The organism is Streptomyces sp. NBC_00510 (genome assembly GCA_036013505.1).
Classification (GTDB): Bacteria; Actinomycetota; Actinomycetes; order Streptomycetales; family Streptomycetaceae; genus Actinacidiphila.
This window is the reverse complement of record CP107851.1, coordinates 5,245,004-5,269,633: the sequence shown is the minus strand read 5'-3', so window position 1 is coordinate 5,269,633 and position 24,630 is coordinate 5,245,004. Positions and strand designations below refer to the sequence as shown.

The 24,630-nt window shown below is 70.8% G+C and carries 20 protein-coding genes, 1 tRNA gene and 1 pseudogene; 8 read left to right on the top strand and 14 right to left on the bottom strand.

Features of this window, described 5'->3' with window-relative positions; genetic code table 11:
* The first annotated feature begins 189 nt into the window (after positions 1–189).
* Complete coding sequence (locus tag OG937_23765) at positions 190–2,457, top strand: (Fe-S)-binding protein (GenBank protein WUD74495.1); 2,268 nt, start codon at positions 190–192, stop codon at positions 2,455–2,457.
* A 101-nt stretch (positions 2,458–2,558) separates the two neighbouring features.
* Here the strand turns inward: OG937_23765 and OG937_23760 are convergent, their stop codons facing one another.
* The gene (locus OG937_23760; GenBank protein ID WUD78858.1) at positions 2,559–3,368 is read right to left on the bottom strand and encodes a DsbA family protein; all 810 of its coding nucleotides are present in this window, start codon (positions 3,366–3,368) and stop codon (positions 2,559–2,561) included.
* A gap of 188 nt (positions 3,369–3,556) precedes the next feature.
* Between OG937_23760 and OG937_23755 the strand changes: the two genes are divergently transcribed.
* Together OG937_23755 and OG937_23750 are read left to right on the top strand one after the other, a co-directional pair.
* On the top strand, positions 3,557–5,044 hold the full coding sequence (locus OG937_23755; GenBank protein ID WUD74494.1) for a VCBS repeat-containing protein: 1,488 nt from the start codon (positions 3,557–3,559) through the stop codon (positions 5,042–5,044).
* Positions 5,045–5,305: 261 nt separating this feature from the next.
* Positions 5,306–6,127, top strand: a complete 822-nt coding sequence (locus OG937_23750; GenBank protein WUD78857.1) for a YIP1 family protein — start codon at positions 5,306–5,308, stop codon at positions 6,125–6,127.
* A gap of 130 nt (positions 6,128–6,257) precedes the next feature.
* Here the strand turns inward: OG937_23750 and OG937_23745 are convergent, their stop codons facing one another.
* Together OG937_23745 and dcd are read right to left on the bottom strand one after the other, a co-directional pair.
* Positions 6,258–6,770, bottom strand: coding sequence for a phosphoribosyltransferase (locus OG937_23745; GenBank protein WUD74493.1), 513 nt, complete (start codon positions 6,768–6,770; stop codon positions 6,258–6,260).
* A gap of 4 nt (positions 6,771–6,774) precedes the next feature.
* Positions 6,775–7,350, bottom strand: a complete 576-nt coding sequence (gene dcd, locus OG937_23740; protein ID WUD74492.1) for a dCTP deaminase — start codon at positions 7,348–7,350, stop codon at positions 6,775–6,777.
* 501 nt (positions 7,351–7,851) lie between these two features.
* Here dcd and OG937_23735 point away from each other — a divergent pair.
* Positions 7,852–7,925, top strand: a tRNA-Gly gene (locus OG937_23735).
* A 51-nt stretch (positions 7,926–7,976) separates the two neighbouring features.
* Here OG937_23735 and OG937_23730 read toward each other — a convergent pair.
* Positions 7,977–8,393 (bottom strand): annotated as a pseudogene (locus tag OG937_23730) (site-specific integrase).
* Positions 8,394–8,677: 284 nt separating this feature from the next.
* Between OG937_23730 and OG937_23725 the strand changes: the two are divergent.
* Complete coding sequence (locus tag OG937_23725) at positions 8,678–8,935, top strand: hypothetical protein (GenBank protein ID WUD74491.1); 258 nt, start codon at positions 8,678–8,680, stop codon at positions 8,933–8,935.
* Positions 8,936–9,547: 612 nt separating this feature from the next.
* On the opposite strand, the gene OG937_23720 is transcribed toward OG937_23725, so the two are convergent.
* Together OG937_23720 and OG937_23715 are read right to left on the bottom strand one after the other, a co-directional pair.
* Positions 9,548–9,922, bottom strand: a complete 375-nt coding sequence (locus OG937_23720; protein WUD74490.1) for a transcriptional regulator — start codon at positions 9,920–9,922, stop codon at positions 9,548–9,550.
* Positions 9,919–10,752 (bottom strand): hypothetical protein, encoded by an 834-nt coding sequence (locus OG937_23715; protein WUD74489.1) that lies wholly within the window; start codon positions 10,750–10,752, stop codon positions 9,919–9,921. The genes OG937_23720 and OG937_23715 overlap by 4 nt, the downstream gene beginning before the upstream one ends.
* 91 nt (positions 10,753–10,843) lie before the next feature.
* Here OG937_23715 and OG937_23710 point away from each other — a divergent pair, with 91 nt between their 5' ends.
* Positions 10,844–10,993, top strand: a complete 150-nt coding sequence (locus OG937_23710; GenBank protein ID WUD74488.1) for a hypothetical protein — start codon at positions 10,844–10,846, stop codon at positions 10,991–10,993.
* A 159-nt stretch (positions 10,994–11,152) separates the two neighbouring features.
* Here the strand turns inward: OG937_23710 and OG937_23705 are convergent, their stop codons facing one another.
* The 4 genes from OG937_23705 to OG937_23690 form a co-directional block, all read right to left on the bottom strand.
* On the bottom strand, positions 11,153–14,131 hold the full coding sequence (locus OG937_23705; GenBank protein WUD74487.1) for a hypothetical protein: 2,979 nt from the start codon (positions 14,129–14,131) through the stop codon (positions 11,153–11,155).
* A 1,468-nt stretch (positions 14,132–15,599) separates the two neighbouring features.
* Complete coding sequence (locus tag OG937_23700) at positions 15,600–16,004, bottom strand: hypothetical protein (protein ID WUD74486.1); 405 nt, start codon at positions 16,002–16,004, stop codon at positions 15,600–15,602.
* 242 nt (positions 16,005–16,246) lie between these two features.
* On the bottom strand, positions 16,247–17,257 hold the full coding sequence (locus OG937_23695; GenBank protein WUD74485.1) for a VCBS repeat-containing protein: 1,011 nt from the start codon (positions 17,255–17,257) through the stop codon (positions 16,247–16,249).
* Positions 17,254–17,868 (bottom strand): hypothetical protein, encoded by a 615-nt coding sequence (locus OG937_23690; GenBank protein WUD74484.1) that lies wholly within the window; start codon positions 17,866–17,868, stop codon positions 17,254–17,256. The genes OG937_23695 and OG937_23690 overlap by 4 nt, the downstream gene beginning before the upstream one ends.
* Before the next feature lie 91 nt (positions 17,869–17,959).
* On the opposite strand from OG937_23690, the gene OG937_23685 reads away from it, so the two are divergent.
* Entirely contained in the window at positions 17,960–19,321 is a 1,362-nt protein-coding gene (locus OG937_23685) for a PLP-dependent aminotransferase family protein (GenBank protein ID WUD74483.1), read from the top strand.
* Positions 19,322–19,685: 364 nt separating this feature from the next.
* On the opposite strand, the gene OG937_23680 is transcribed toward OG937_23685, so the two are convergent.
* Together OG937_23680 and OG937_23675 are read right to left on the bottom strand one after the other, a co-directional pair.
* Positions 19,686–21,938, bottom strand: coding sequence for a VCBS repeat-containing protein (locus OG937_23680; protein WUD74482.1), 2,253 nt, complete (start codon positions 21,936–21,938; stop codon positions 19,686–19,688).
* 187 nt (positions 21,939–22,125) lie between these two features.
* Entirely contained in the window at positions 22,126–22,503 is a 378-nt protein-coding gene (locus OG937_23675; protein ID WUD74481.1) for a cupin domain-containing protein, read from the bottom strand.
* Between the two features lie 176 nt (positions 22,504–22,679).
* Here OG937_23675 and OG937_23670 point away from each other — a divergent pair, with 176 nt between their 5' ends.
* A complete protein-coding gene (locus OG937_23670; GenBank protein WUD74480.1) occupies positions 22,680–22,871 on the top strand; it encodes a hypothetical protein in 192 nt (63 codons plus the stop codon).
* Positions 22,872–22,994: 123 nt separating this feature from the next.
* On the opposite strand, the gene OG937_23665 is transcribed toward OG937_23670, so the two are convergent.
* Both OG937_23665 and OG937_23660 read right to left on the bottom strand, forming a co-directional pair.
* On the bottom strand, positions 22,995–24,248 hold the full coding sequence (locus OG937_23665) for a hypothetical protein (GenBank protein WUD74479.1): 1,254 nt from the start codon (positions 24,246–24,248) through the stop codon (positions 22,995–22,997).
* Between the two features lie 46 nt (positions 24,249–24,294).
* Positions 24,295–24,624: a PadR family transcriptional regulator gene (locus OG937_23660; protein ID WUD74478.1), complete on the bottom strand. Its 330-nt coding sequence runs from the start codon at positions 24,622–24,624 to the stop codon at positions 24,295–24,297.
* Positions 24,625–24,630: the final 6 nt, after the last annotated feature.

Below are 24,630 nucleotides of genomic sequence, written 5' to 3'. Positions count from 1 at the left end.
GACGGTGCGGCCGCCGGACCGCCCCGGCGTCAAGGGAAGGCACGCCTCAGCGACACAGATCACCGGCGGCACGGCTGCGCACGTGCGCCGATACTGGGTAGTCTCAGGAGAACCGAATAAGTTACTGCTTAGTAGGCAGCCGGGCGTCAGCCCCGAGCCTCCGCTCTCGCAGGTCCGAGGAGCCCCCTCATGCAACTCGCCGCGATCATCGTGTCGCTGGTACTCGCCGTGGTCGGCGTTGCGCTGTTCAGCCGCGCCATCGCCCAGATCTACCGGTTCGTACGACTGGGCCAGGACGTCCCCGCGGACACCCGCACGGACGACTGGCGCGCACGCACCGTCACGGTGGTCCGGGAGTTCCTCGGCCACACCCGGATGAACCGCTGGGGCGTCGTCGGCGTCGCCCACTGGTTCGTCGCCGTCGGCTTCTTCTCCCTCGTGCTCACCCTGGTGAACGCCTTCGGCCAGCTCTTCCAGGCCGACTGGATGCTGCCGGTCATCGGCCACTGGCTGCCGTACGAGGTGTTCGTCGAATTCATCGGCCTGATGACCACGCTCGGCATCCTCACGCTCATCGTGATCCGCCAGCTGTCCCGGCCGGGCCGGGCGGGCCGCAAGTCCCGCTTCGCGGGCTCCAACACCGGCCAGGCCTACTTCGTCGAGTCCGTCATCCTCATCATCGGCCTCGCGATCATGACGCTGCGCGGCCTGGAGGGCGCCCTGGCGGGGGTGCACGGCTACGAGGCCGCGTACTTCGCCTCGTACCCGCTGGTCGCGGCCTTCAAGGGGCTGAGCGTCGGCACGCTGCAGAACCTGGTCTACCTGACCGCGATGATCAAGATCGGGACCTCCTTCATCTGGATGATCACGGTCGCCCTCAAGACCGACATGGGCGTCGCCTGGCACCGCTTCCTGGCCTTCCCCAACATCTGGTTCAAGCGGAACGCCGACGGCGCCGTGGCGCTCGGCGCCCTGCTGCCCATGGCCTCCGGCGGCAAGCCCATCGACTTCGAGGACCCGGGCGAGGACGACGTCTTCGGCGTCAGCCAGGTGGAGCAGTTCTCCTGGAAGGGCATCCTCGACTTCTCCACCTGCACCGAGTGCGGCCGCTGCCAGTCGCAGTGCCCGGCCTGGAACACCGGCAAGCCGCTCTCCCCGAAGCTGCTGATCATGTCGCTGCGCGACCACGCGCACGCCAAGGCGCCGTACCTGCTCGCCGGCGGCGGCAAGACCATGGAGGGCGAGGAGAAGGCCTCCGAGGAGCAGCTGGGGGACGTCCCCGCGGCGGCCCTCGCGGAGGCCGAGCGCCCGCTGATCGGCACCGCCGAGGAGAACGGCGTCATCGACCCGGACGTCCTGTGGTCCTGCACCACCTGCGGCGCCTGCGTCGAGCAGTGCCCGGTGGACATCGAGCACATCGACCACATCGTCGACATGCGCCGCTACCAAGTCATGATCGAGTCCGCGTTCCCGTCCGAGGCGGGCACGATGCTCAAGAACCTGGAGAAGAAGGGCAACCCCTGGGGCCTGCCCAAGAAGCAGCGGCTCGCCTGGGTCAAGGAGGTCGACTTCGAGGTCCCCGTCGTGGGCGAGGACATCGAGGACCTCACCGAGGTGGAGTACCTGTACTGGGTCGGCTGCGCCGGCTCCCTGGAGGACCGTGCCAAGAAGACCACCAAGGCCTTCGCCGAGCTGCTGAACATCGCGGGCGTCAAGTTCGCGATCATGGGCGGCGAGGAGAACTGCACCGGTGACTCCGCCCGCCGCCTGGGCAACGAGTTCCTCTTCCAGCAGCTCGGCGCCGAGAACGTCGCCATGCTGAACATGGCGTTCGGCGAGGACGACGAGGACGAGTCGACCAGGAAGCCGAAGGCGCAGAAGAAGATCGTCGCCACCTGCCCGCACTGCTTCAACACCCTGGCGAACGAGTACCCGCAGCTCGGCGGCGAGTACGAGGTCATCCACCACACCCAGCTGCTGCAGCACCTCGTCGACGAGGGCAAGCTCGTCCCCGTCACCCCGGTCGAGGGCATCATCACCTACCACGACCCCTGCTACCTGGGCCGCCACAACAAGGTCTACACGCCGCCGCGCGAGATCATCGCCAAGGTGCCGGGCCTGCGGAACGAGGAGATGCACCGCCACAAGGAGCGCGGCTTCTGCTGCGGCGCCGGCGGCGCCCGCATGTGGATGGAGGAGCGGATCGGCAAGCGCATCAACAACGAGCGCGTGGACGAGGCGCTGTCCCTCAACCCGGACATCGTCTCCACCGCCTGCCCGTTCTGCCTGGTGATGCTCTCCGACTCCGTCAACGGCAGGAAGAACGAGGGCAAGGCCAAGGAGTCCCTGCAGGTCGTCGACGTCTCCCAGCTGCTGCTGGACTCGGTCAGGACCCCGCTCGACCCCGACGGCGAGCCGGAGACGGCGAGCGAGCCGCAGCCGGAGCCCGCGAAGTAGCACGTGAAACAGCCCGGTCCGCGGACGGACCTGGGAACGCCGGTGGGCGCGTACGGATCCCGTACGCGCCCACCGGCGTTCTGCGTGCTCCCCCGGCGCCCTCAGCCGCCGATGCCCGACTGCCGCAGCAGCGCGGCGAAGGAGACGGGGTCGAACAGCTTCTGCAGGTCGGCCTGGGACACCGCCGTGCCGTCGATCTTCACGTACGGGGTACCCGTGGCACCGCTCTTGACGAAGGCCTCCTCGGAGGCGGTCACGAAGTCCCCGTACGACTGCTTGCGCACCGCCGTGTCGAAGGCCGCGCCGCGCAGCCCCTCCACCCGGCCGGCGAGCTCCATCAGGTACGCGTCGGTGAACCCGTCCACCTGTTCCTGCGGCTGGTTGGCGTAGAGCAGCTCGTGGTAGGTCGCGAAGGCCCCGGTACCCGCCTCGACGGACGCACGCAGGGCGCCCGCGGCCTTCTTCGAACCGCTGCCCTTGAGGTTCTCGTCCAGGAACGAGGCCAGGGTGTACTGCAGTTTGATCTCACCGGCCTTCGCCAGCGCCGCCAGCTGCGGCCCGGCGGCCGTCTCGAACGCCTTGCAGATCGGGCAGCGCGGGTCCTCGTAGATGTGGACGGTCCTCGGCGCCGCCGGGTCGCCCACCGTGATCGTCGTCCCGTCCGCCTCCAGACGGGCCGGCAGCGCGGCCAGCACCGCGGGGTCCGGCTTCACCGGCACGCCGCCCACGGCGGACGAGGCGGCGGGGGAGCTCGCCGCGGCCGGCGCGTCCGGCGAACCGGAGTCGGTCGTCAGCAGCCCGCACCCCGTCACCGCGAGGGTCAGCAACCCCACGACCGCCGCGCCCACCGCGGCACGCCCTGAGGTGCGCGCGGTCCCGCGCGCGGCATTCCGTACGGCCCTGACAACCATCGGCACTTCCCGTCCCTTCGGATCCGTTCCGCCCCGAACGGTAGGGCTTCACCGGCCCGCACGCCCAACCGCGCGACCGGCCCGCCGGCATCCCCCGCGCGGATGTTCGCCCGGAGTGCACCCGGACACAACCTTCCGTCCACCCGGCCCGTCACACAGTCACCTGTTCCTCACCGATGGGAGCCGCCGTGCGCGTTCGCGTCCTCGCCCTCGCCCTCGCCCTCACCGCGACGGCGGCCTGCCTCACCCTGCCCTCCCAGACGGCCGTGGCCGCCGCGCCCGCCGAGCCGTACGACTTCAACGGCGACGGCTACCTGGACCTGGCGATCGGCGTGCCGGGAGGGACCGCGGGCGGCAGGGCGGCCGCCGGGTACGTCGCCGTCGTCCCCGGGTCGTCCGGCGGCGCCCGCACGTCCGCCCGCTACACCGTCAGCCAGTCCACCGCGGGCGTCCCCGGCTCCTCCGAGACCGGCGACCGCTTCGGGGCCCGCCTGGCCAGCGGCGACCTCGACAGGAACGGCTACGCGGACCTGATCGTCGTCGCGCCGGGCGAGAACGCGTCCGCCCTGGAGGACACCGGCCGCATCACCATCCTGTGGGGCGGCTCCTCCGGCTTCACGCGCGGCACGTCCCTGCCCGGGTCGGGCGCCTACAAGGGCACGGGCTTCGCCGGCCTCGCCGCGGCGGACGTCAACGGCGACGGGCGGCTCGACATCGTCACCGGCAACAGGGGCGACGAGAGCGGCGGCCTCTCCGTGGCCCTCGGCCCGTTCGCCCCCGGCCGGGCACCGGCCGCCCTCACCACCGTCACCGACGACGGCATCCCGCACTTCGTCGGGCGCATCCGCCTCGCGGTCGGCGACATCGACGGCGACGGCAGGACGGACGCGGCCGTGGCGTACAACGGCCTCGACGGCGGCGGCACCGCCTATCTGCGCGGCACCGCGGCCGGCCTCGTCCGGGCGCCGTCCTGGTACGGCGAGACCACGGGCGAGGCCCTGGCGGTCGGCGACTTCGACGGGGACGGCCGCGCGGACGTCGCCGTCGGCGGCGCGGGCTTCGGCATCCACGACACCGAGGAGCCGTGGGTGCCGGAGCACCCGCTGCCCACCCGTACCGGCGGCATCGTCCGCGTCCTGTACGGCAGCGCCCAGGGCCCGGCCGCCACGCGGCCCCCGGTGGACCTCGCCCAGGGCACCGCGGGCGTACCCGGCGGTGACGAGGCCGGCGACCGCTTCGGGGCGGCCCTGACGGCGGCGGACCTCACCGGCGACGGCCGCGCGGACCTCGCGGTCGGCGTGCCCGGCGAGGACGTCGGCACGGTGGCCGACGCGGGCAGCGTGACCGTCCTGCCCGGCTCCCCCTCCGGCCTGACCGCCACCGGGGCCCGGACCCTCCACCAGGACTCGGCGGGTGTGCCCGGGGGCAACGAGCGCGGCGACGGCTTCGGCGGCACCTCCGGATGCGGGCTCCTGCTGCGCGACCTGAACCGCGACGGCCGCGCCGACCTCTCCGTCGCCGCCCCCGGCGAGGACGCGGGCAGCGGCCGCGTGTGGACCTTCCGCGGCACCGCCTCCGGCATCACCGCCACCGGTTCGGCCACCTTCACCGCGGCCGGTCTCGGGCTGCCCCGGCCGACCGGCGGCCTGGCCTTCGGGGCGACGCTCTGCTCCTGAAGACGGTGCGCGGCGCGGGCGTCCCACACGTCACGCGCGGACCGGGCCGGCGTCGTCGACCCCGGCCCGGTCACGACGTCAACGGCGACGGCGAGGCCGACCTGACCCGCCGCCACCCACAGCGAGAACGGCGGGAACGGCTCTGTCACAGCTTGGCAGCAATGCCCCTCCGGGGGCGGGGGGCACCGCCCTGCGTCCCCGCGACCGGGTACGTTTCGAAGCGTGGCTGGATTCAGGAACGGACGCGGACGGGACGGGGACGTGCAGCACCCGCATCAGCAGTACGGCGGCTACCCGCAGCAGAACACCTCGCCGGGCGGGCAGCAGCCCCACCACGGCTTCACGCCGGCCGCCGACGGTGAGCCCGAGTACTTCGGCTCCGCGGCGCCGGCGCCCTCGTACGACAACAACCCCGGGCACACCCGCGCCTTCTCCATCGGCGACGCGCCCGACACCTACGACCCCTACGAAGCGCAGTCCCCGCAGCACCCGGACCAGGTGTCCACCTACCGCGCGGGCCACACCATGGCGCCCCCGGCCGGCCCCCGGCTCGGCTGGAAGCAGCTGCTGAGCGGGATCGTCATGCGCCCGTCCGCCACCTTCTGGCAGATGCGCGACTACCAGGTGTGGGGCCCCGCCCTGATCGTCACCTTCCTCTACGGGCTGCTCGCCGTCTTCGGCTTCGACAGCGCCCGCGAGGACGTGCTCGACGCCACCCTCTCCAACAGCGTCCCCTGGGTGGTGTGCACGGCCATCGCCGTCATCCTGAGCGGCCTGATGCTCGGCGCCGTCACCAACGCCCTCGCCCGCCAGCTCGGCGGCGACGGCGCCTGGGCGCCCACCATCGGTCTGGCGATGCTCGTCACCTCGCTGACCGACGCCCCGCGACTGGTCTTCGCCGTCTTCCTGGGCAGCGCCAACAGCTTCGTCCAGTTCCTCGGCTGGGCCACCTGGATCGGCTGCGCCGCCCTGCTGACCTCCATGGTCTCCAAGTCCCACGACCTCCCGTGGCCCAAGGCCCTGGGCGCGGCGTCGATCCAGCTGATCGCGCTGCTGGTGCTCTTCAAGCTCCCGGTGATCTGAGGCCCGCCCGCCGCCCCGGCACGCGGAACCACGGGTAAGGGGCGCCACTCCTGGAGTGGCGCCCCTTACGCATGTCGTGCCGACTGCCTCAGTCGTGTGCCGTGAACTCCGGCCGTGGCACGGCCGTGGATCAGAGCGCGTCCCTCGACGGGGTGATCGGCTCCCCCGCCCCGCGCACCGGAGGCAGGACGCTCCAGGGGAAGTTGATCCAGTCGTCGGTGCGCTTCCAGACGTAGTCGCACTTCACGAGCGACTGCGACTTCTCGTAGATCACCGCGCTGCGCACCTCGGCGACGTGGTCGGCGCAGAAGTCCCGGACGAGTTTGAGCGTCTTTCCCGTGTCGGCGACGTCGTCCGCGATCAGCACCTTCTTGTCGGAGAAGTCGATCGCGTTCGGCACCGGGGCCAGCATCACCGGCATCTCCAGCGTCGTCCCGACCCCGGTGTAGAACTCGACGTTCACCAGGTGGATGTTCTTGCAGTCGAGCGCGTACGCGAGCCCGCCCGCCACGAACACCCCGCCGCGGGCGATCGACAGCACGAGGTCCGGCTCGAAGCCGTCGTCGGCGATCGTCTGCGCCAGGTCCCGCACCGCCTGCCCGAAGGCCTCGTACGTCAGGTTCTCCCGCGCCGGCCCGCTCATGCGCTCAGACCTGCGTCCGGTGGAAGTTGAGGTAGGAGCGCGACGGCGTCGGCCCCCGCTGCCCCTGGTACCGCGAGCCGTACTTGTCCGAGCCGTACGGGAACTCCGCCGACGAGGTCAGGCGGAAGAGGCACAGCTGCCCGATCTTCATGCCCGGCCAGAGCTTGATCGGCAGCGTGGCGACGTTCGACAGCTCCAGCGTCACGTGCCCCGAGAAACCGGGGTCGATGAAGCCCGCCGTCGAGTGCGTCAGGAGCCCCAGCCGGCCGAGGCTCGACTTGCCCTCCAGGCGCGAGGCGATGTCGTCCGGCAGGGAGATCACCTCGTACGTCGAGGCCAGCACGAACTCCCCGGGGTGGAGGATGAACGCGTCGTCCCCCTCCGGCTCCACCAGCCGCGTCAGGTCCGGCTGCTCGACGGCCGGGTCGATGTGCGGGTACCGGTGGTTCTCGAACACCCGGAAGAAGCGGTCCAGCCGGACGTCGATGCTCGACGGCTGCACCATCGACGGCTCGTACGGGTCGATCCCGACCCGCCCGTTGTCGATCTCGGTCCGGATGTCCTTGTCAGAGAGAAGCACGCAAGCAGGTTACGCGGGGACCGGGCTCCGGGCCGAATCGAGCCGACCCGGCCCGGAGCCCCGCGTCACGTCCGACCTGCGCGGTCCCGGACCTCCGCGGCTACTTGCCGCTGTCAGCCGCCACGGGGACGGCGCTCCTCAGCCGCGCGCACCGCGGACACCTGATCAAGCGCCCGGGGCCGAGCCTTCCGGCGCCCAGGTTCTGCATCGGGAACGTGGCGGTGCTGAAAACGTGCCCTTCGGCACAACGAACGACGGTGCGATCCATCGCTCCCCTTCTCCCCGGTACCTCAACGACGAAAGCCACATTAGGGGATGAACCCACCCCCGCCTCACGCGGCACTCCGCCCACTTGGGCACCTCGGGTCCCCCTCACCGTACGCCCCCCGCACCTCCCCGCGCACGCCATTCCGGGGGCAACACGAAGGCCCCGGAGGTATGCGTCCGGGGCCGGGCATGGGGTACAGTGTGCGAGGTCAGATGCCTCAACAGGTGTCTTACGCGGGTGTAGTTTAATGGTAGAACATGAGCTTCCCAAGCTCAGAGCGCGGGTTCGATTCCCGTCACCCGCTCCAGCAGAAAGCCCCAGGCGAACAGCCCGGGGCTTCTTTGTTGTCCAGCCCTCTTTATCCCTCCCGTGCCCGTTGCGTGCCCGATGATCCGTCAGCGTGCCCGTCGATCGATTTACGGTCAGCCCGCACACGGGCGTCGAGCGCGGCGGCGATCTCCTTTTGCCGCTCCAGCGTCGAGTGCTGGTAGATCAGCGCAGCGCGCTCGGAGGACTGGCCGGCTCGGACCATGGCGTCTTTGAGCGTGGCACCCGACTGCGTCGCCAGCGTGTGGCCGGTGTGGCGTAGATCGTAGAAGCGGAAGTTCTCAGGCAAGCCGACCTTGGCGCGGGCTTTCCGCCATTTCCGCCCGAAGGACGAACGCCGGAACAGGGCACCCTTTTCTCCAACGAACAGCAGCCCGTTCGGGTCCTTCTCCGCGAACCACTTCACATGGCGATGCACATCCCTGTGCATAAACTCCGGCAGCACGATCAAGGCTCCCGGCGTCGCTCACGCTCCGCCGGGCGCGCGGCCCGCGTCCACATAGGTAGGCCCGAGGGCATGAGGTCAGAACCGCGGTGGCTGGGGCGGCCGGCGCTCCGATGCTTTAGGCGGCCGTCATGGGGCGAGCCTCGAAGATCGGGGCCCACATCGGGCTATTGCGTGCAGGCAAGGAGCCAGCCCGATTCGCCGCCAGCGTACGGGCCCCGATCTCTCGCCCCATGCCAGTTCCAGCCCAAAGCCTCTCCACACCGACCGCGCTATACGGTGCAGCCATGCCTCAGCCCACGTATGGATCACACGCCCCAGTCACCTCCCGGGAATCCCTCATCCGGCACATTCAGTTGCTGCGCGAGGATCTGCTGGCGAACGGGGACGACTGGGAGAACCCGACACTGGAACGGTTCCTCGAATCCATGGCTGCTTGGATCAAAGACTCAGCGGGCTACTACCGGTCGCGCGGCGAGGAGCCCCCGGGGCCGGACTGGGAGTTCATTGGTAACGCCCTTCGAGCCGGTGCGCAGTACGAGTAGAGGGGGCGTGCCACAGCTATGCCACGTGTGACGGAGCTGAGCGGGGGCCACGGGGAATCAAGGGGAGAATCCGGCATCTGACCACGTCGAGACCCGCGCAGCTCAGGCGGTAGTCGGAGCCTCAGCCTTCCAAACTGGTGCTCCAGGCCCCGGGCAGCTGCGCTTTAGCCGGGTCGTTGAGACTCCGCCGACCGCACGCCTCTGCCGCTCTCGGCCTTGTCGTCCGCCGGTCTCTCGCCTTCCCAGACAGCCAAGTCGTAGCTCATGCCCGCGAGACTCTCACGCAGCACCGACACCCTGCCGAGACGGCCCGCTCGATGCCAGGGTTCTGGGCCGTCTCCGGGCCGTGCGGGGGTGCTCCACGACGACCCTAGCCAACCGTCATCAGGCTTCAGCAGCTCACCGGCGTGCCTGGCGGACCTCAGTGACCGTCGTACCCCTGGTTCGCATCGAGAGAGCCGCCAGCGCGGAACCCGTGCCACTCTCGTGCCAGAACGGGCGGGGAGCCAGGGGGAATCGCGGTACGGAGCGGGAGGCGCCGCCCACTAAGTCCAAGGCCGGGAATCTGCAGGTCACACCGCAGACCGCCCAACCTCGCTCCTAAAGCGGTGCTCATGTGTCGGGCAGGCCGCTCGCGGGACCGGGAGCTTCCAGGCGGTGGACGAGTGCACGCAGGGCTCGGAGTTCGGCGTCCAGTGCCTGCGTGCCTTCGCGGGTGAGGGCGATCCAAGTGCGGGGGCGCTTGCCGACGTAGCCCTTCTCCAGGGTGATCAGGCCTGAGTCCTCCAGCACCTTCAGGTGCCGGGAGAGGTTTCCGTCGGTGACGGCAAGTTGCTTCTTCAGGAAGCCGAACTCGACCCGGTCGGCTTCGCGGGCGACGGTGAGGATGCCGAGCCGCACGCGCTGGTGGACGGTGTCGTCCAGCGCGTGGGTCGGATGCAGTCCTTCGTGGTTGTCACGCGCGGCGGACGAGTCCTCGACGCTCATGAGGCGACGGTACGCGTACCGGCAGCGCCCGAGGAGGCCCGGCGGCGGACCACCGCCCGCTCCGCCAGACCGGCGAGGAGCAGGACGGCGGCCAGCAGGAGAGCCTTGGCCTGCGGGCCGTCGGTCCAGCCGGGGTGGGCGGGGTGCTCCCAGGGGAGCCACCCGCTGCCCCAGGAGGCTCCCAGGTAGCTGGTGAGCAGCAGGGTGTGGGCGGTGCCGGCCGCTGCGGCGATCCAGCTGCGTTCGGCCAGGCCGAGGGCGAGGAGTCCGATTCCGACCAGGTACCACGGGGAGGCGTAGCGGTTCTCGAGCAGTTGAGCCTCCCACGGCTGGCTCCTGGAGAACAGGAACACCAGCAGGGTCCCTGTGACTGCCGCGGTGGCGGCGGCAGTGGCCTTGATCCACACGCCACGGCGGGGAACGATGCCCCGGGCCTCGCCGCGCAGTCGGTACCAGCGGGCGAAGGCGAACCATGCCAGGGGGAGGAGCGCGAACCAGACACCCCAGGCCGCGAAGCGCAGGACGGCGCCGTCGAACTCGCCCCGCAGGCAGGGGGTTCCCGGTTCATGGACGACGCACAGGCCGGTCAGCTCGGCGTAGGCGAAGGCTGGATAGGACCCGATGTAGCGCCCGTGCGCCCCGAAGTTGAAGGCGTACCGGGCGAACGGAGCGGCCGCCAGCGCGAGGAGGCCGAAGCCGAGCAGGGGGACCCACGAGCCGTTCAGCTGCGTTCGGGTCCTGGCCCGCAGGCCTTCCGTCGCGGCAAGCAGGCCGGCCGCACCCCCCGTCGGCTCGGATTCATCCGCGCTGCTCAGTGCGGGTGTTGCCATGATGTCCCCCCGGTGATCACGCTTCGACAGCTCTGGAAAGCGGATTGCTGGATGGCCATCCACCATCCCCTAACTTTGCAATGCAAAGTACATGGCGGTCAAGAGAAAGCAGCACGCCGGCCGCGCCCCGGCGGACGCCACGGGGAGCAACCGCTGGCCCGCGGGGTACGCCAACGAGGTCGCCGGTTCGGCTTCGGCCATGGCCACCAGTGCTGACCAGCACAAAGCCCCGGGCGAGTGAGCTCGCACGGGGCTTTTCCGTGCCCGGTTGACCGCAGTCTGACGGCGGCCGAGCCGCGGAGCAGGTCACAGGACCCTGGGCTTGTCTCGCCGGATCCTGGCGGGCCCAGCTGTGGGAAGGCGGTCTGTCAGGCTCTCCCGCAGCTGGGCGCCGGGTGGTTCAGCGGGTGATCATGACGGCGTCGAGATGTACGGTGGACCGGCCAGAGGCGCTGCCTGAAAGGACGCGCAGCTGGACCTTGTGCGTCTTGATCGTGGAACCGAGGGTGCAAGCGAAGACGACCTGTCGATAGGCGGTCTTGGCTGCGTAGGTGTTCACCGTGCCCACGGACGTGCCGTCCACGACGACCGCGAAGCGGCCGCCGTCGGCCTTCCGGGTCGCCACGATACGCAGCTGAGTGCCGTCGGCCGAGAAGGAGACGTAGGCGCCCGTGGTCGCGGAGGTGCGCTCGGTTCCAGCCCAGGCAGAGGCTGCCGTGACCGACTTCCATGTGCCCTTGTAGAGCAGTGCCGACGAGCGGTCGTCGACCGGGATGCCACTAAGTGCCGCAGGGCTCCACGGGCCGGTCTGACCAGCGGCGTCGTGGGCGCGGACGTAGAAGCGGTAGGTCCGACCGGCGACCGGCTTGACCGGGCTGCCGGACTTGCCGAAGACCGCCGACGTCGTGGTCGTGCCGGTGCGCCAGGTCTGCAGCGGCCCCAGCTTCCACACACCCGTGGTGCTGCGGCTGGCAACCTTCCAGGCGACGTCGTAGGACTTCACACCAGGAGTCGTCGCCGACCAGGTGACCGGAACCTGCGCGGTCGTCGAAGCGGTAGCGGCCACGGTCGGCGCCTTGATCGACGCAGTGGGAACCTTCCGGCGCAGCACCACGGTGCCGGTGAACGTGGTAGCCGGAACGCTGGTCACCGTGTCCTTGGCCGTGAGCGTCCAGGTGTAAGAGCCCTCGGCCGCCTTGGCGCCCGAGTCGGTGGTGCCGGTCCAGACCGGCTTCACCAGACCGTCCGACGCCGTCCCGCTCAGGGAACGCACCAGCGTGGTGCCGGCTTTCAGGGTGAGCGTCCACGTGACCGGCCGGTTGTACCACCATGCCGGGTTCCAGGTGTCGGCCGAGCCGTCGCCATTGGGGCTGAAGCCGGTCGGGGCGAAAGCACTGCTGCGGGTCGGCGCGCCTGCCCACACCACGTGGGTGACCCCGTCGGTGCTCATCCAGGCAGCCCACGGCGCATCGCGGTCCACCGCCCACCGGTCGGCGGAGACACTGGTGAGTCGGTCCGGCAGGACGAACAGGGGGCGGGCCGTGGCTCCCGCCACTCCTAGGACCTGCGCGCTCAGCGTGGCCTGAATGACACCGTCGGTCCTGCCGAAGGTGTACAAGACGTTCGTACCCAGGATCGGGACCTGCACCGATGCGTCCACGCTCATGCGGAACGTACTTCCGGCCTTGAGCAGAAGACTGCTGGTGAAGGGAGTCCCGCAGGGCGTCGCCAGGATCCAGGAGCCCCGTACCTGCAGGTCACCGGGTTGACAGTCCACCGTGGCGACAGTGCTCACCGTGCCGGTGGCCAGGTCGGTGCGCCGGATGGACCAACCGGAGCCATTGGCGTTGGAGGCGGAGGTGTAGAGGGCGCCTCCGTCGAGGGCGGAGCCGCCCGGCACATGCCTGCTCGCACCGCTGCTGACGGTCTGCAGCAGAGGTCCGGCGCTGGAGGCCGGGTCGTTGGACAGAACGTACTGGCCGTCGAAGTCCACCACCTGGGCGTATGCGGTGTGCGGGAGGGCGGCACTGACCCGCTTGCCGTCCTGGTAGACCTCGTAGCCACTGCCCTGATCGGTCAGAACCCGGCCGCCTGCGGAGGCCAGCGTGGAGTGCACGAGCCCGGAGGAGTAGGCCAGCACCCGCGACGGGCTGCTCGCCGAGGCGCCGGCCGCACCCACCGAGAGGTTGCTGGCGAGCAGGACGCCGTCCCGTCGGGAGGAGTCGTCGCTGGTGTAGAGGGTGCCGCCGGAGAGCGCCATGGCATCCAGCCGGGCCGGACCGGCAGGGATCGTGGTGGCATCGCCCGCGGCCGTGGACACCCGTCCGGCGACGAGAGTCTGGATCCGGGCGTCGGTGTCCGGCCGATAGAGCGACACCCGCATCCGGCCGTCGTCGCCCACCGACATGGAGGTGAAGGTCCCGCCGAGATCTGCGGCCGGCGTGGAGCCGTCCCGGGACATGGCGAACAGTTCGTTGCCGCCGTCCGTCGGGCTCCAGCTGTACCAGGCGAGGGTGTCGTCGCTGATCCAGCGGACTCCGTCGACCGGCAGGGTGACGGTGGACGGGCCGTCGTCCGGCGCTGACCGCTGCCACTCCGTCAGGACAGTGCCGTCGACGAACCCCACCCGGCTGGGGGTGAACTCCAGGCCCTGCGGCAGCACCTGGGACGCGGGCTGGTCGACGGTGACCACGGCGGAGGTTGCGAAGTCGACATACACCACGACGTACTGCCAGCTGGCGTTCTTCCTCAGCACCAGGGCGCCGTTCGCATCCGAGGCGAGGACCTCGTACTGCGAGTCATCGGAGAGCAGCGTCCGGTCCTCGTTGCCAGGAGTACGCAGCAGCAGGCGTGCGCGATAGGCCGAGTCCTGCAGGTAGTTCTGCTCGACGAGGACGCCGTCACCGGCCTGCCCGCGGTAGTGCTCGGTGCCTTCCCCGGACCGGTCATAGTCGACGGAGAGCGTGCTTTCGGCTCCGGAGTCCAGATGGCGGAGCGTGACGTGGTCGGCCAGGGCGCCATTGGGGTTTGTCGAGGTGGCGACAGCCACCACGCCGTTCTGCACGGACACCGGGGCGACCTGCACGGTGTCGGCGGTGTCGGCGAGCGGCCCGAGATCCTGGGGGGTGCCTCCCCGCGTCGCGAGCCAACCATGGGGCCGGGCGTCGGCAGAGGTCTGCTGGCTCCAGACCACCACCTGCCCGGAACCGGATATCTGGTCCGCCGGCGGCACGGAGCTCGCCCGGGCGGGCAGTGATGCCGCCACGTTCGTCACAGTCGCCGCTGCGGCTGTGGTGGGCGCCAGGGCGACGGCCTGCGGCAGCAGCAGTGCACCGGTGACGGCCACGATGGCGAGCTGATGACACTTGCGCGATGGCATGGCGCCGGGGTTCCTTTCGAACGTCAGAGGCGCGCATCATCGCACGCGTCCCAATCGCGTCCACCAGCAGGGATCCGTTGGTCCAGTACGCCAACAGCCGCGCACGTCGGTGGTGCCTGAAGTACTGCAGTGCCGTGCCAGAGTCCTGTGCCTGGCCGCACTAGCGCAGACCTCGGCACAACAGGGCGGGGCTCTCTCGGCTGCCGAGCCTGTGCCTGTCTCCCCCGCTCCGTCCTGCACCGCTCGTTGTCCTGGTCTTTGTCGAGTGCGCCAACGGTCGCCACCATTCGCCTCCGTACTGCGCGCCCCGTTTGAGCCGTGACGCGAACATCTGCGAACGCCGCCGACCGGGGTGGCGGACAGTTCGAAAGCGTGTGGGAGAGGACAGCCGGCAGCTGTCTGAAGCGAGGGTCTTCAGGGGTACTGGTCTTGAAAACCGCCGTGTAGTGCCCTGGGGGGCCAAACGGGGGGCCATACGAGTCGGCCTCCAGTGGTCAGCCTTGGACGGTGGTGGACGCGTCACAACCTTGCGTGCAGGTCAGCCGCGCGGATACAGAGGCCAAAGGGAGCGGCAATCCCGTTCGGGACGAAGCGGCCAAGCCTGTCGTGACATCAGTGGTTGACATCAACGTGTGCGTACGGCCTCGGACGTGCCTGGACCTTCGCCAGCACGCACGGCTGCGCGTGGGCACTGCCAGCACGGCTACGTCAACCTGACTTCGGTCAGGCACGCGCCTACGGATCAGGGGGTTGAAATCGGCTCTGCCGATTGTGCGACGGCAGAACTGCCAGACCAGACCTTCTCAGCCACTCCTCGTACCGCCAGCGCAGGGCATCTGCGTGTGGGCCGCTTCGGCAAACGAGGGCCCCGCTGATCGTCAGCGGGGCCCTTCGTCATGCTGCCCGACCCTCGTTGCCCCGGAGAGATCCGGGGCCCTTGACGCTTCGGGGGCGGAACCACCGTCGGGTGCACCCTCAGGGCCGCCACCGTTCGCGGCTGTACGCGCACCCCGTCTAACCGCCGCGAGCACCTCCACGGACGCCCCCGTACGGTCATGCGGACAGTTGGAAAGCGTGTGGGGGAGGACGGCCGGCAGCCGCCTGAAGCGAGGCTCTCCAGAAGTACTGCGGCCAACCTGTGGCCAGCGAATGCGGAACTCCGCGAAGCCATGCGCCTCGACCTGGACTTGCAGGGGCCGCCTGATCCCGAGGTAGAGGGCTACCGTCGATCGAGGCCATGACCGTCTCTGGTGGACTTGCCAGACCTCTCCATCCCTCCCGTGCCCGTTGCCTGACCGATGGGCCGTCGTGGTGCCCGTCGATTGATTTGCGGTCAGCCCGCACCCGAACATCGAGCGCAGCGGCGATCTCCTTCTGCCACTCCAGCGTCGAGTGCTGGTAGATCAGCGCCGCACGCTCGGAGGACTGGCCGGGGATCGGGCCGCTCGATCGGCTCCGGCGCGCGGTGTCAGGCCGACTCGGCTTTTCTCAATCGCACTCGCCGGGTCCGGTGCCACCACAGACCCGTCAGAGGGATCACGACACCAGCCAGCGCCAGCGCAAAAGCGCCAATCCAATGCCTGTCCTCCCGGCCCATGAGCAGTACCGCGGCCACACCGACGCCGCATCCCACAGTCAAACTGAGGAGCGGCTTCCAGTCAGGTAGGTGGGCCGGCTCGTACACGCAGGCGAGCACGGCGATGAAGCCGGCGAACCACGCGAACTCATACCAACCCCCGCCCTCAGAAAAGCTGTAGTAAGAGCGCCCGTGCCTGAACGATCGATCGAGACCCATGTCGATGGCCCCGGCGATCCCCCAGCAGAACGCGCTGGACGCAACAACACCTACGACAATCCACCCCGGTTTCCCCACGCCCGAATCCTAGGGGCGCAACCCACCGCGCCAGCAGGGCTGTTACAGGTCTCCCCACCTCATCGGCACCCGGCGTCGCTCACGCTCCGCCGGGCGCGCGGCCGGCAAGGGTAGGCCCGTGGCATGAGGTGAGAGCCGCGGTGGCCGGGGCCGGCGCCGACACGATCTTTGGCCACCTCGCCGGTCCGGGACCCGACGCCGAGCAGGACCAGGCAGGCCACGGACCAAAGATCGCGCCAACCTCACTGGAGTTCGCGGTAAATGTTCCAGCCGCCGCCGATCCGGACTCGGGCGCGGAAGGCCCCGGACCCCGTGGCGGCACCGGTCGAGGAGTAGCGGTAGAGGTTGCCGCTGCGGTCGGCTGCGAGGAGATCGCCTCTGCCGTCACCGTCCACGTCCCCGATCGCTGCGAGCTTGCTGTAGATCTGCCAGCCGTAGCCCACCTTGAGGCGGGGCTTGAACGGGGCGGAGGTGCTGCCCGTCCCGGCGTACAGGTACAGATCTCCCGCCGGCGTGCGGGCGACGATGTCGGCCCGCCCGTCACCGGTGTAGTCACCCGCGCCGACGATCCGGTCGTAGACGCCCCAGCCCGTGCCGACCTTGACCCGGGAGGCGAAGGCCGGGACGGACGGGGGGAACTGCGAGGTGGTGCTTCGGTAGAGGTAGAGATAGCCGGATTTATCCCGTGCGAGCAGGTCGCCCTTGCCATCGCCGGTGAGGTCTCCGGGGCCGACCAGCGCGTTGTAGATACCCCACCCCTTGCCGATGCTGTACTGGCCCTCCGATCCGCCGGTCAGCACGCCGTCGTTGCACACCGCGAGCATCTCGGGGCGGTTGTCGAGGGCGACGTCGGAGGCGAGGGTGAACATCTTCGTGCCGACGCCCGAAGCGACGTTGCAGTAGTGGGGCGAAGGCGCCTGACGACGCGGAGCCAGCAAGCCGTTGCCGAGCGACTGGTACGTGTAGAGCTTGCCGTCGGTGCCGAGAGCCTGGATACGGGACTTGCCGTAGGCGGGATTTCCGCCGGCGCCGAAGATCACATCGGCCTCCTGCCAACCGCTTCTCCATATGCCCTGGGTCCGCTGCGCGAAACGGCCCTGGCCGAGCCCCTTGTAGATGTAGACCGCCCCGTCGACCGTTCTGGTCACGAGGTCGCCGTTGCCGTCACCGTCCAAGTCGTCGCCGCCGGCGATCTGGTTGTACACGCCCCAACCGGAGCCGAGCGCGGCGGGCGGCTTGAACGCCGGCGTCACGCCTGCGATTCCCGAGTAGAAGAAGAGCTGCCCCGAGGGCGTACGGGTGACGACATCTCGATGCCGGTGCGCACCGCCGCGATGGGGAGGCGGGTGAGCCGGACGAGCCCGGTCATGATGCCGTCGCGGGGGCCCGCTCCGAACTGTGCGCCGAGGTAGAGCGCGTCGAAGAAGGCCAGTGCGAAGAGGCCGAGGACGAGGTATCCGATCGCGGCAGGTGTCCCCTGGGGGTGGGGGAGCACGGTGGCGGTGGCATCTGCGGCGAAGCCGACGATGGCGACGTTGAGGAGCGTGCCGAGGCCGGGCAGTTCCCGCAGGGGAATCCACAGGAGAAGGACAAGCAGAGAGATCAGGTTGGTCGTCCAGCCGAAAGAGATGCCGAGGGACTTGGCGGTGCCCTCCGTGAGCACGTTCCAGCTGGCAGCTCCCAGTCCGGACTGGACGAGCGTCATCACGGCGGCCCCGTACCCCACCAAGCCGACCAGAAGCTGGGGGATACGACGCGCCTTTCGGCCCGCCCGAACTTGGGCAAAGGCGTTCATACGGGTCAGGGCGAGCTGGTCGTGACCGGCCGGGACGGAGGTGTGCGCAGCGGAAGCGGGAGGTGCCATGACGCAAGCCTGTGGGGCATCTGGACCTGGATTCCATAGCCAGATTGGTTAGGCTGGCTGGGTGAAAGTTACTTCGCACGTGGTGGCACGCATGCTGGGGACCTGGCAGGAAGGGCCTGGTCCGGCGCATCAGCGCCTCTCCGACAGGCTGCGGCTGCTGGTCCTGGACGGCCGTCTCCCGCTCGGCTCGACCCTGCCGAGCGAGCGTGACCTGGCCACCGCCCTCTCCACCAGCAGAACCACCGTCGGCGCCGCATACCGCACTCTGGTCGAGCACGGATACCTCGCCACACAGGCGCGCGCCAGGACGACCGTGCGGCTCCCCGACGACACGCCACCCGAGCGCCGGGCCGGCACGGACTCGGCGACCATCGACCTGTCCTTCGCCGCACCACCCGCGCCCGTCGAGATCCTCCACGCTGCGTTCGCGGCCGCTCTCGAACAGCTACCACGGCACTTCGAGCGGCACGGCTACGACCGGAACGGCACCGCGGAGCTGCGCGAAGCGGTGGCCCACTGGTACCGGCGGCGCGGCCTGCCCACGGCGCCCGATCACATCCTGATCACCAACGGCGCGCAGCACGCGCTTGCCCTTCTGGCACGAACGCTCCTGTCACCACGCGACCAGGTCCTGATCGACCATCCGACCTACCCGCACGCGATAGCCACGTTCACCGAGGTACGCGCTCGTCTTCTGCCCGTCGGTGTGGCGTCCTCGGGCTGGGACACCGCGCAACTCCAGGCAGCGGGCCGCATCGCGAGCCTGGCCTACCTGATACCCGACTTCCACAATCCGACAGGGTTGTGCATGCCCACGAGCGTCCGCCAGAGCCTCGGACTCGCCTGTCCCACAGTCATCGACGAAACCATGACCGACCTGGCCCTGGACAGACCGAGCCCGGAACCCTTCGCGCTCCACATGCCGACCGCCATCAGCATCGGCTCGGTTTCCAAGAGCATCTGGGGCGGCCTGCGCATCGGCTGGATCCGTGCGACGCCCGCCCTCCTGGAACGCGTCCAGCAGACCCGTCACGCCACGGATCTCGGCACCCCCGTCGTCGAGCAACTCGCCACGGCCGTCCTCCTGAACGAGGACCAGACCCAGCGGCCCGGTGCACTCGGGCAACTGAGGTCGCAACGCGACGCACTGCGGCAGGCACTCGCCGAGCACCTACCGGGCCTCCACGCCCCGCAGCCGGCCGGCGGCATGACGCTCTGGGCGACGTTCCCCCAGCCCATCAGCTCACGCCTGGCCGCCATCGCGCCCGACTACGGAGTGACCATCGCGGCCGGACCGCGTTTCGGGATCGGAGGCGCCTTCGAACGGAACATCCGACTGCCGTACGCGCTCCCTCCGAGTCAGCTGACCCGGGCGATCCGCGGCCTCGCACAGGCGGAACAGGCACTCACCCACGGCGCTAGCGGAGCTCACAGCCCGGCACCCGTTGCATGAGTGTCGACGACGCCGGAACGACGAGACCGTCTCGGACGCTCGCGAACAGTTCCCGCAAGCATGACGTTCGTGCCGGAGAACCCGGAGGCGGAGTCCGGCGGCGCCCCGACGGCAAGCCCCGCCCCTACCCGCTCCGCGTCGGGTCTCGCCGCGACCGGCGCGACCCGCACCCAGCCGCTGCTCCTCGCCGCCACAGGGGCCACCGCAGCGGGAGTCGGAACCCTCTTCCTCGGCACCCGGCGCCGCAGGAAGCGCACACTGAATCCATGCGGTCGGCACCGCCGTCGAATGGGGGGTGCCGACCTGGATCCGGCCGACGTCCGAACTGCCGCTCCACGGATGAGCAGGCGGGGGCGGGCCGGGGTCAGACGATGGTGTTGTAGTGCCGCCCGAAGAAGAGGTCGGCCGCCTCACGTGCCGCGAAGGGGGCCTTGGCGTTCCCGGTGCCGCGGTAGCGCCAGGCGTAGCCCTTCTGGTCGATGGCGAGGAGGTCCTGCTTGCCGTCCACGTTGCTGTCGCCGATGCCGATCAGCTGGGTGTAGGCGTTCCATCCGGTGCCGATGCGGGCGCGGGCGGTGAAGCCGCCCTTGCCGGTGCCCTGGAAGAGCCACAGCGCGCCGGACTTGTCACGGGCCACCAGATCGCCCGCCGGACCACCCGCGATGTTCCCGACCGCGGCGATCTGGGTGTACGTGTTCCAGCCCCCGCTGATCCTCTTGCGGGCGGCGTACGGAGCCTTCCCGTTGCCGGTGCCCTTGTAGAGCCACAGCACGCCGGACTTGTCACGGGCCACCAGATCGGCCTTGCCGTCACCGGAAAGGTCGCTCATGCCCGTCAGCTGGGTGTAGGCGTTCCATCCGGTGCCGATGCGGGCGCGGGCGGTGAAGCCGCCCTTGCCGGTGCCCTGGAAGAGCCACAGCGCGCCGGACTTGTCACGGGCCACCAGATCGCCCGCCGGACCACCCGCGATGTTCCCGACCGCGGCGATGCGGTTGTAGGTGTTCCAGCCCCCGCCGACCTTCACCCGGTTCGTGCCGTGCAGCTTCGGGCTCCACGGCACGTGGAAGGTGTCCTCACGCCACAGCACTCCGGCGCTGTCCCGGGCCAGGAGGTCCGGGGACCCGTTGTCGGTGTGGTCGTGCGGCGCCGGCCGGCGCGTGACCTTGAAGGTGCCGCTGACCGTCAGGTCCGGCCCAAGGCCGTTGAGCGGCTTCGCGACGAGCTGCCAGGTGTAGGAACCGTTGGGGGCGGCGGAACCACTGTCGGTCCACCCCGTCCAGTCCATGGAGATCAGCCCGTTGCCGTCCATCCGGACCGGCCCGGCGAGGCTGGACGGGTACAGGTACGACCTGTTGTAGGTGCCCGTGGCGGTGTGGCGGAGGGTGAGGGTCACCTCCGCGTTGGGACGCGACAGCTGCCACCTCGCCTTCCACGGCGCCGGGTCGAGCGTGGCCACGGCGGGGACGCTGGAGTTCACCAGGGTGATGCCCAGCGGCTGGCCGGTACCGGCAACCAGCTCCGTGAGCGGCACGCCGTCGGCACCGGGGAACACCCGGTAGACGCCTTCGCCCTGGGCGAGGGTGCCGCCCATCACCAGTACCCCGCCGTCGGGGGTGGGCGTGAGCGAGGTGGCGTGGTCGAGGATCTTGCGGCCGGCTCCCCCGCCGACCGGAACCGCCCGCAACGAGTGGTCCGCGTCGGCGGAACCGACCGCCAGCGAGGTGCTGGGGCCGTGCAGGACCCAGTCCCCGACCAGGCCCACCAGGGGTGTGAACACCTCTCGGTGCGTGTCGATCTGCGTGACGGCGCCGGTGGTCCGGTTCTCCACGCGCAACTGCGAGGCGGCCGAGTGGTCGGACAGGGTGGCGAGGTACGCCGGGGAATGGGCGGCGGCCTCGGCATGCCCGGCGGGGCTCGTGAGGCGCGAGGGTGTCGCGACGCCGGAGGAGAGGTCGACCACCGCGTGGTGGAAATCCGTGTCCGTGCCCCCGCCGCCCCTGTACCGGAGCACGAGGGAGCCGGGGGCGGTGGACACCACGGACACCGATGCGGCGCCGTCGGGAAGCCCCGTGACCGCCCGTTCGGTCTGCGCGCCGTCCACGAGGGCCAGCAGCCGCAGGGCGCCGCAGTCGATGCCCTGGGACGACCAGGCACAGGCCAGCACCGTCGCACCGACGGACCCGATGAAAGCGCGGTTCTTGCCCAGGGTGACGAAGGAAACCGCTCCGGTGGACATGTCCCGCAGTTCCACGCCGTGGTCGGCGTCCTGGCCGAGGACGCCGCGCTCCGTGGCCATCACGTCGGACACCGAACCGTGGCGCAGGTCGCGCGACTTCCAGACGTCGTGGCCCAGGCTGGTCGTCGAACCGTCGGCGTAACGGGTCCACAGCAGGTCGTACTCGCGGGTCGACGACAGGAACCCCGTCGTGCCGGCCGTGACGACCTCCGAGCCCGGCGGCAGCACTGCGGCGCCGGTGGCCCCGGACGCCGTCCGGACCGCTTCGGTACCGCTCCCGGCATCCGCGACCGCGGGCAGCGTGAGGGGCCCGGCGATCGTGGCAATGACGAGCGCCACCGTCCCCGCGAGCAGCCTGCGGGACGGGTTCCTGTGCGTCACTTGTCCTCCTGGACGGTTCGCCGCGCACGATGCGCCGGACGCAACGACAGAGGAGGGCGGGACAGGGAACACCGACGCCGGGATGCGAATTCTCCGGCGGCCCCCCACGTTCGAATTCCCGCGGATCTTAACAGCACCGCATGTCACTGTGAACACACGGGACGCGAGGTGGACCGGGGTGGCGTCCTCAGCGGGCGTCCGGGGCGGCGGGGTTCGGTACGGCCATGGGCTCGAAGAGTTCGATGGAGGCGCCTTCGATCGCGAGCGCCGTGAAGCCGACGTCGGTACCCGAGGTGTGGTCCTCCCCCTGCTCCCATCGAACTCCCTCACCGGCAGCGATGCGTACGCGGTTCCCGTCGGGGCGGGCGATCCAGCCCTCGCCCGCGATGACGAGGAACATCTGGGGCACGGGCGCCGGGTGCGTGCCGATGACGCCGCCTGGCCCAACGCTCAGGCAGGTGAGGTGCAACGGTCCTTCGCCGGTGGCGAGGCGCGTCGCGTGGAGCCCGGTGCTGCCGTGCCCGGTGACAGCCCATTCGCCGCGCTCGAAACGGAAGACCTTCATGCCGCCCCTCGTCCTGGACCCTTCGCCGGTTCGCGCCCGGCGGGCCCCTCCGGCACGTCGGCCCCGCGTCGTACGGCCCGAACCTGGGGCACGGGTCACGGTGGCCGCGCAACCTTACTCCCGCCTCACGGGTCCCCACGCTGTACGTCCTTGTCCTCACAGCGTGAAAGGCCCTCGTGCACCAGAGGAGATCCGTCGCCGCACTGACCGGTGGCGCCCTGTCCGCCGTCGCCCTGTGCGGTCTGCTGGCCGCCGCCCCGCAGGCGGTGGCCGATGTCGCCTGCTCGGCCAACGTCTACAAGCGGACGTTCCTCCACCGCCACGGCCGCCGTGTGCGACCCGCTGCCCGCCGACGGGCGCACCTATGAGTACCGGGCCCGTTCCTACGACGGGGCGGACAACTACTCGCCGGCCAGCCCGATCCGGACGGTGACCGTGGCCGCCGGCTGACGCGACCGCTCCGGCCGGACGGGGGGCTCCGGCAGGGTCCGTCAGCGGGCGGCCGCCGGGGCCGGGCCGTCGGGGGCGGGGGTGGTGCGCGGGGGCCGGAGCACCGCGCCGAGGGCGGCGCCGCCGGCTGCGGCCGTCGTCCAGATCACGAGCATGCCGAGGAGGAACTCCGGTCGGAGCACGTCACGGACCGCGGACTGCCAGTTCGGCGGGACGGCGTCGCCGGTGCTCAGGTAACCGGCCTGCTGGTTCGCCCAGAACACCGCTTCGGGAACGCCGACGGCGAGCACCGCCACCAGGGCGGCGAGCCCGGCCAGGGCTCCGGCGCGCAGCCCTGAGCCGAACGAGCGGGTGCGCCAGGCGGTGGTGAGCGCGACGGCGAGCAGCAGGACGCTCGGGACGGCCGCCCAGAAGTCGAGGACGCCCGCCCGGTCGTGTGCGAGCGACCAGCGCGACGCGGCGTACGAACCGCCCGCCACGACGAGGGCCACCCCGCCGGCCCGCACCCATGCGCCGTGCGGCCGTCCGGAGCGCAGCGCCGTCCACACCCCGCCGAGGGCGAACCTGCGGCGCTCGGCGGGCGGTTCGACGGCGGCGAGTTCGGACCGCAGCGCCGCGCCCCACGCGGCCCGGTGCTCGGGGAGGTCGGCGGTGGCCAGGTCGAGCAGGAGCTGCCAGACGTCGCGTGCCGCGTGCCGGCGATCCGTGGTCCCGGCGCGGGCGCCGAGCGCCGCTCCGAGGACGGGCCACGGCAGGGCCCAGATCAGCGCGGCGAGGAAGACCTCCAACGGCGCCAGCAGGTCACCGTCGGCGAGGTTCGCGACGACGGGGAACCCGCCGGGCTCCGCCATGTACGCGGCGCGCAGCGGGAGATGGGCGGACGCGGTCCCGGCGGCGACCGCGACGAGGACGAGCAGCCCGGCGACGGTGCCGGCCCCGAACCCGCGGGCACGGGTCACGGCGGCCGCGGCGAGGCAGGCGAGCGCGGCGCACCCGACCGCCGCGAGGAGTCCGAGCACCATGGTCAGCAGGACCACGTCGAAGCCCCAGCCCGGGCCCTTGGTGACCGCGGTGAGGTACGCACGCTCCAGGCCGGCGGTGAGCGCCGCGGCGACGGCGGCGACGGCGGCGACGGCGATCAGCCCCGGAAGGACAGGGCGCCCCGTGCCACCCCGCCACGCGACCCGGATGCGGGCGGTGGGCTTGCCGCCCGCGCCCAGCCGGCCCGCCAGCACCACCAGCGCGAGCAGGGGTGCGGGAACGAGCACCACCACGAAGAGGAGGAATCCGAGCATCAGGGCCTCCGGAGGCAGAGCGGGCCGGGGACGGAGCGGGCCGGGGTCAGGCGGTCCCGGGCGCGAGGCGGCCCGCGCCCGGAGCGGGCGCGGCGGCGCCGGCACGCCCCGGCGCGGTGACGGTGCGCGCGAGCTCGGCGCCCGCGGCGGTGAGCCGGTACAGGTGCCGGGCCGGCCGCCCGCGGGGCGGGTCGGTCTCCCAGGACGTCTCCACCTGCCCGCGCTCGGCGAGGCGGATGAGGATCGGGTAGACCGTGCCCGCCTTCAGGCCGAGGGCGCGGCACAGGTCGTAGCCGTGCGACCAGCCCGCACCTGCCTCGGCAAGGGCGACGAGCACGGCCGCGGTCTGCGGTGAGGGATGTCGCGCGCGCACCATGGCGCC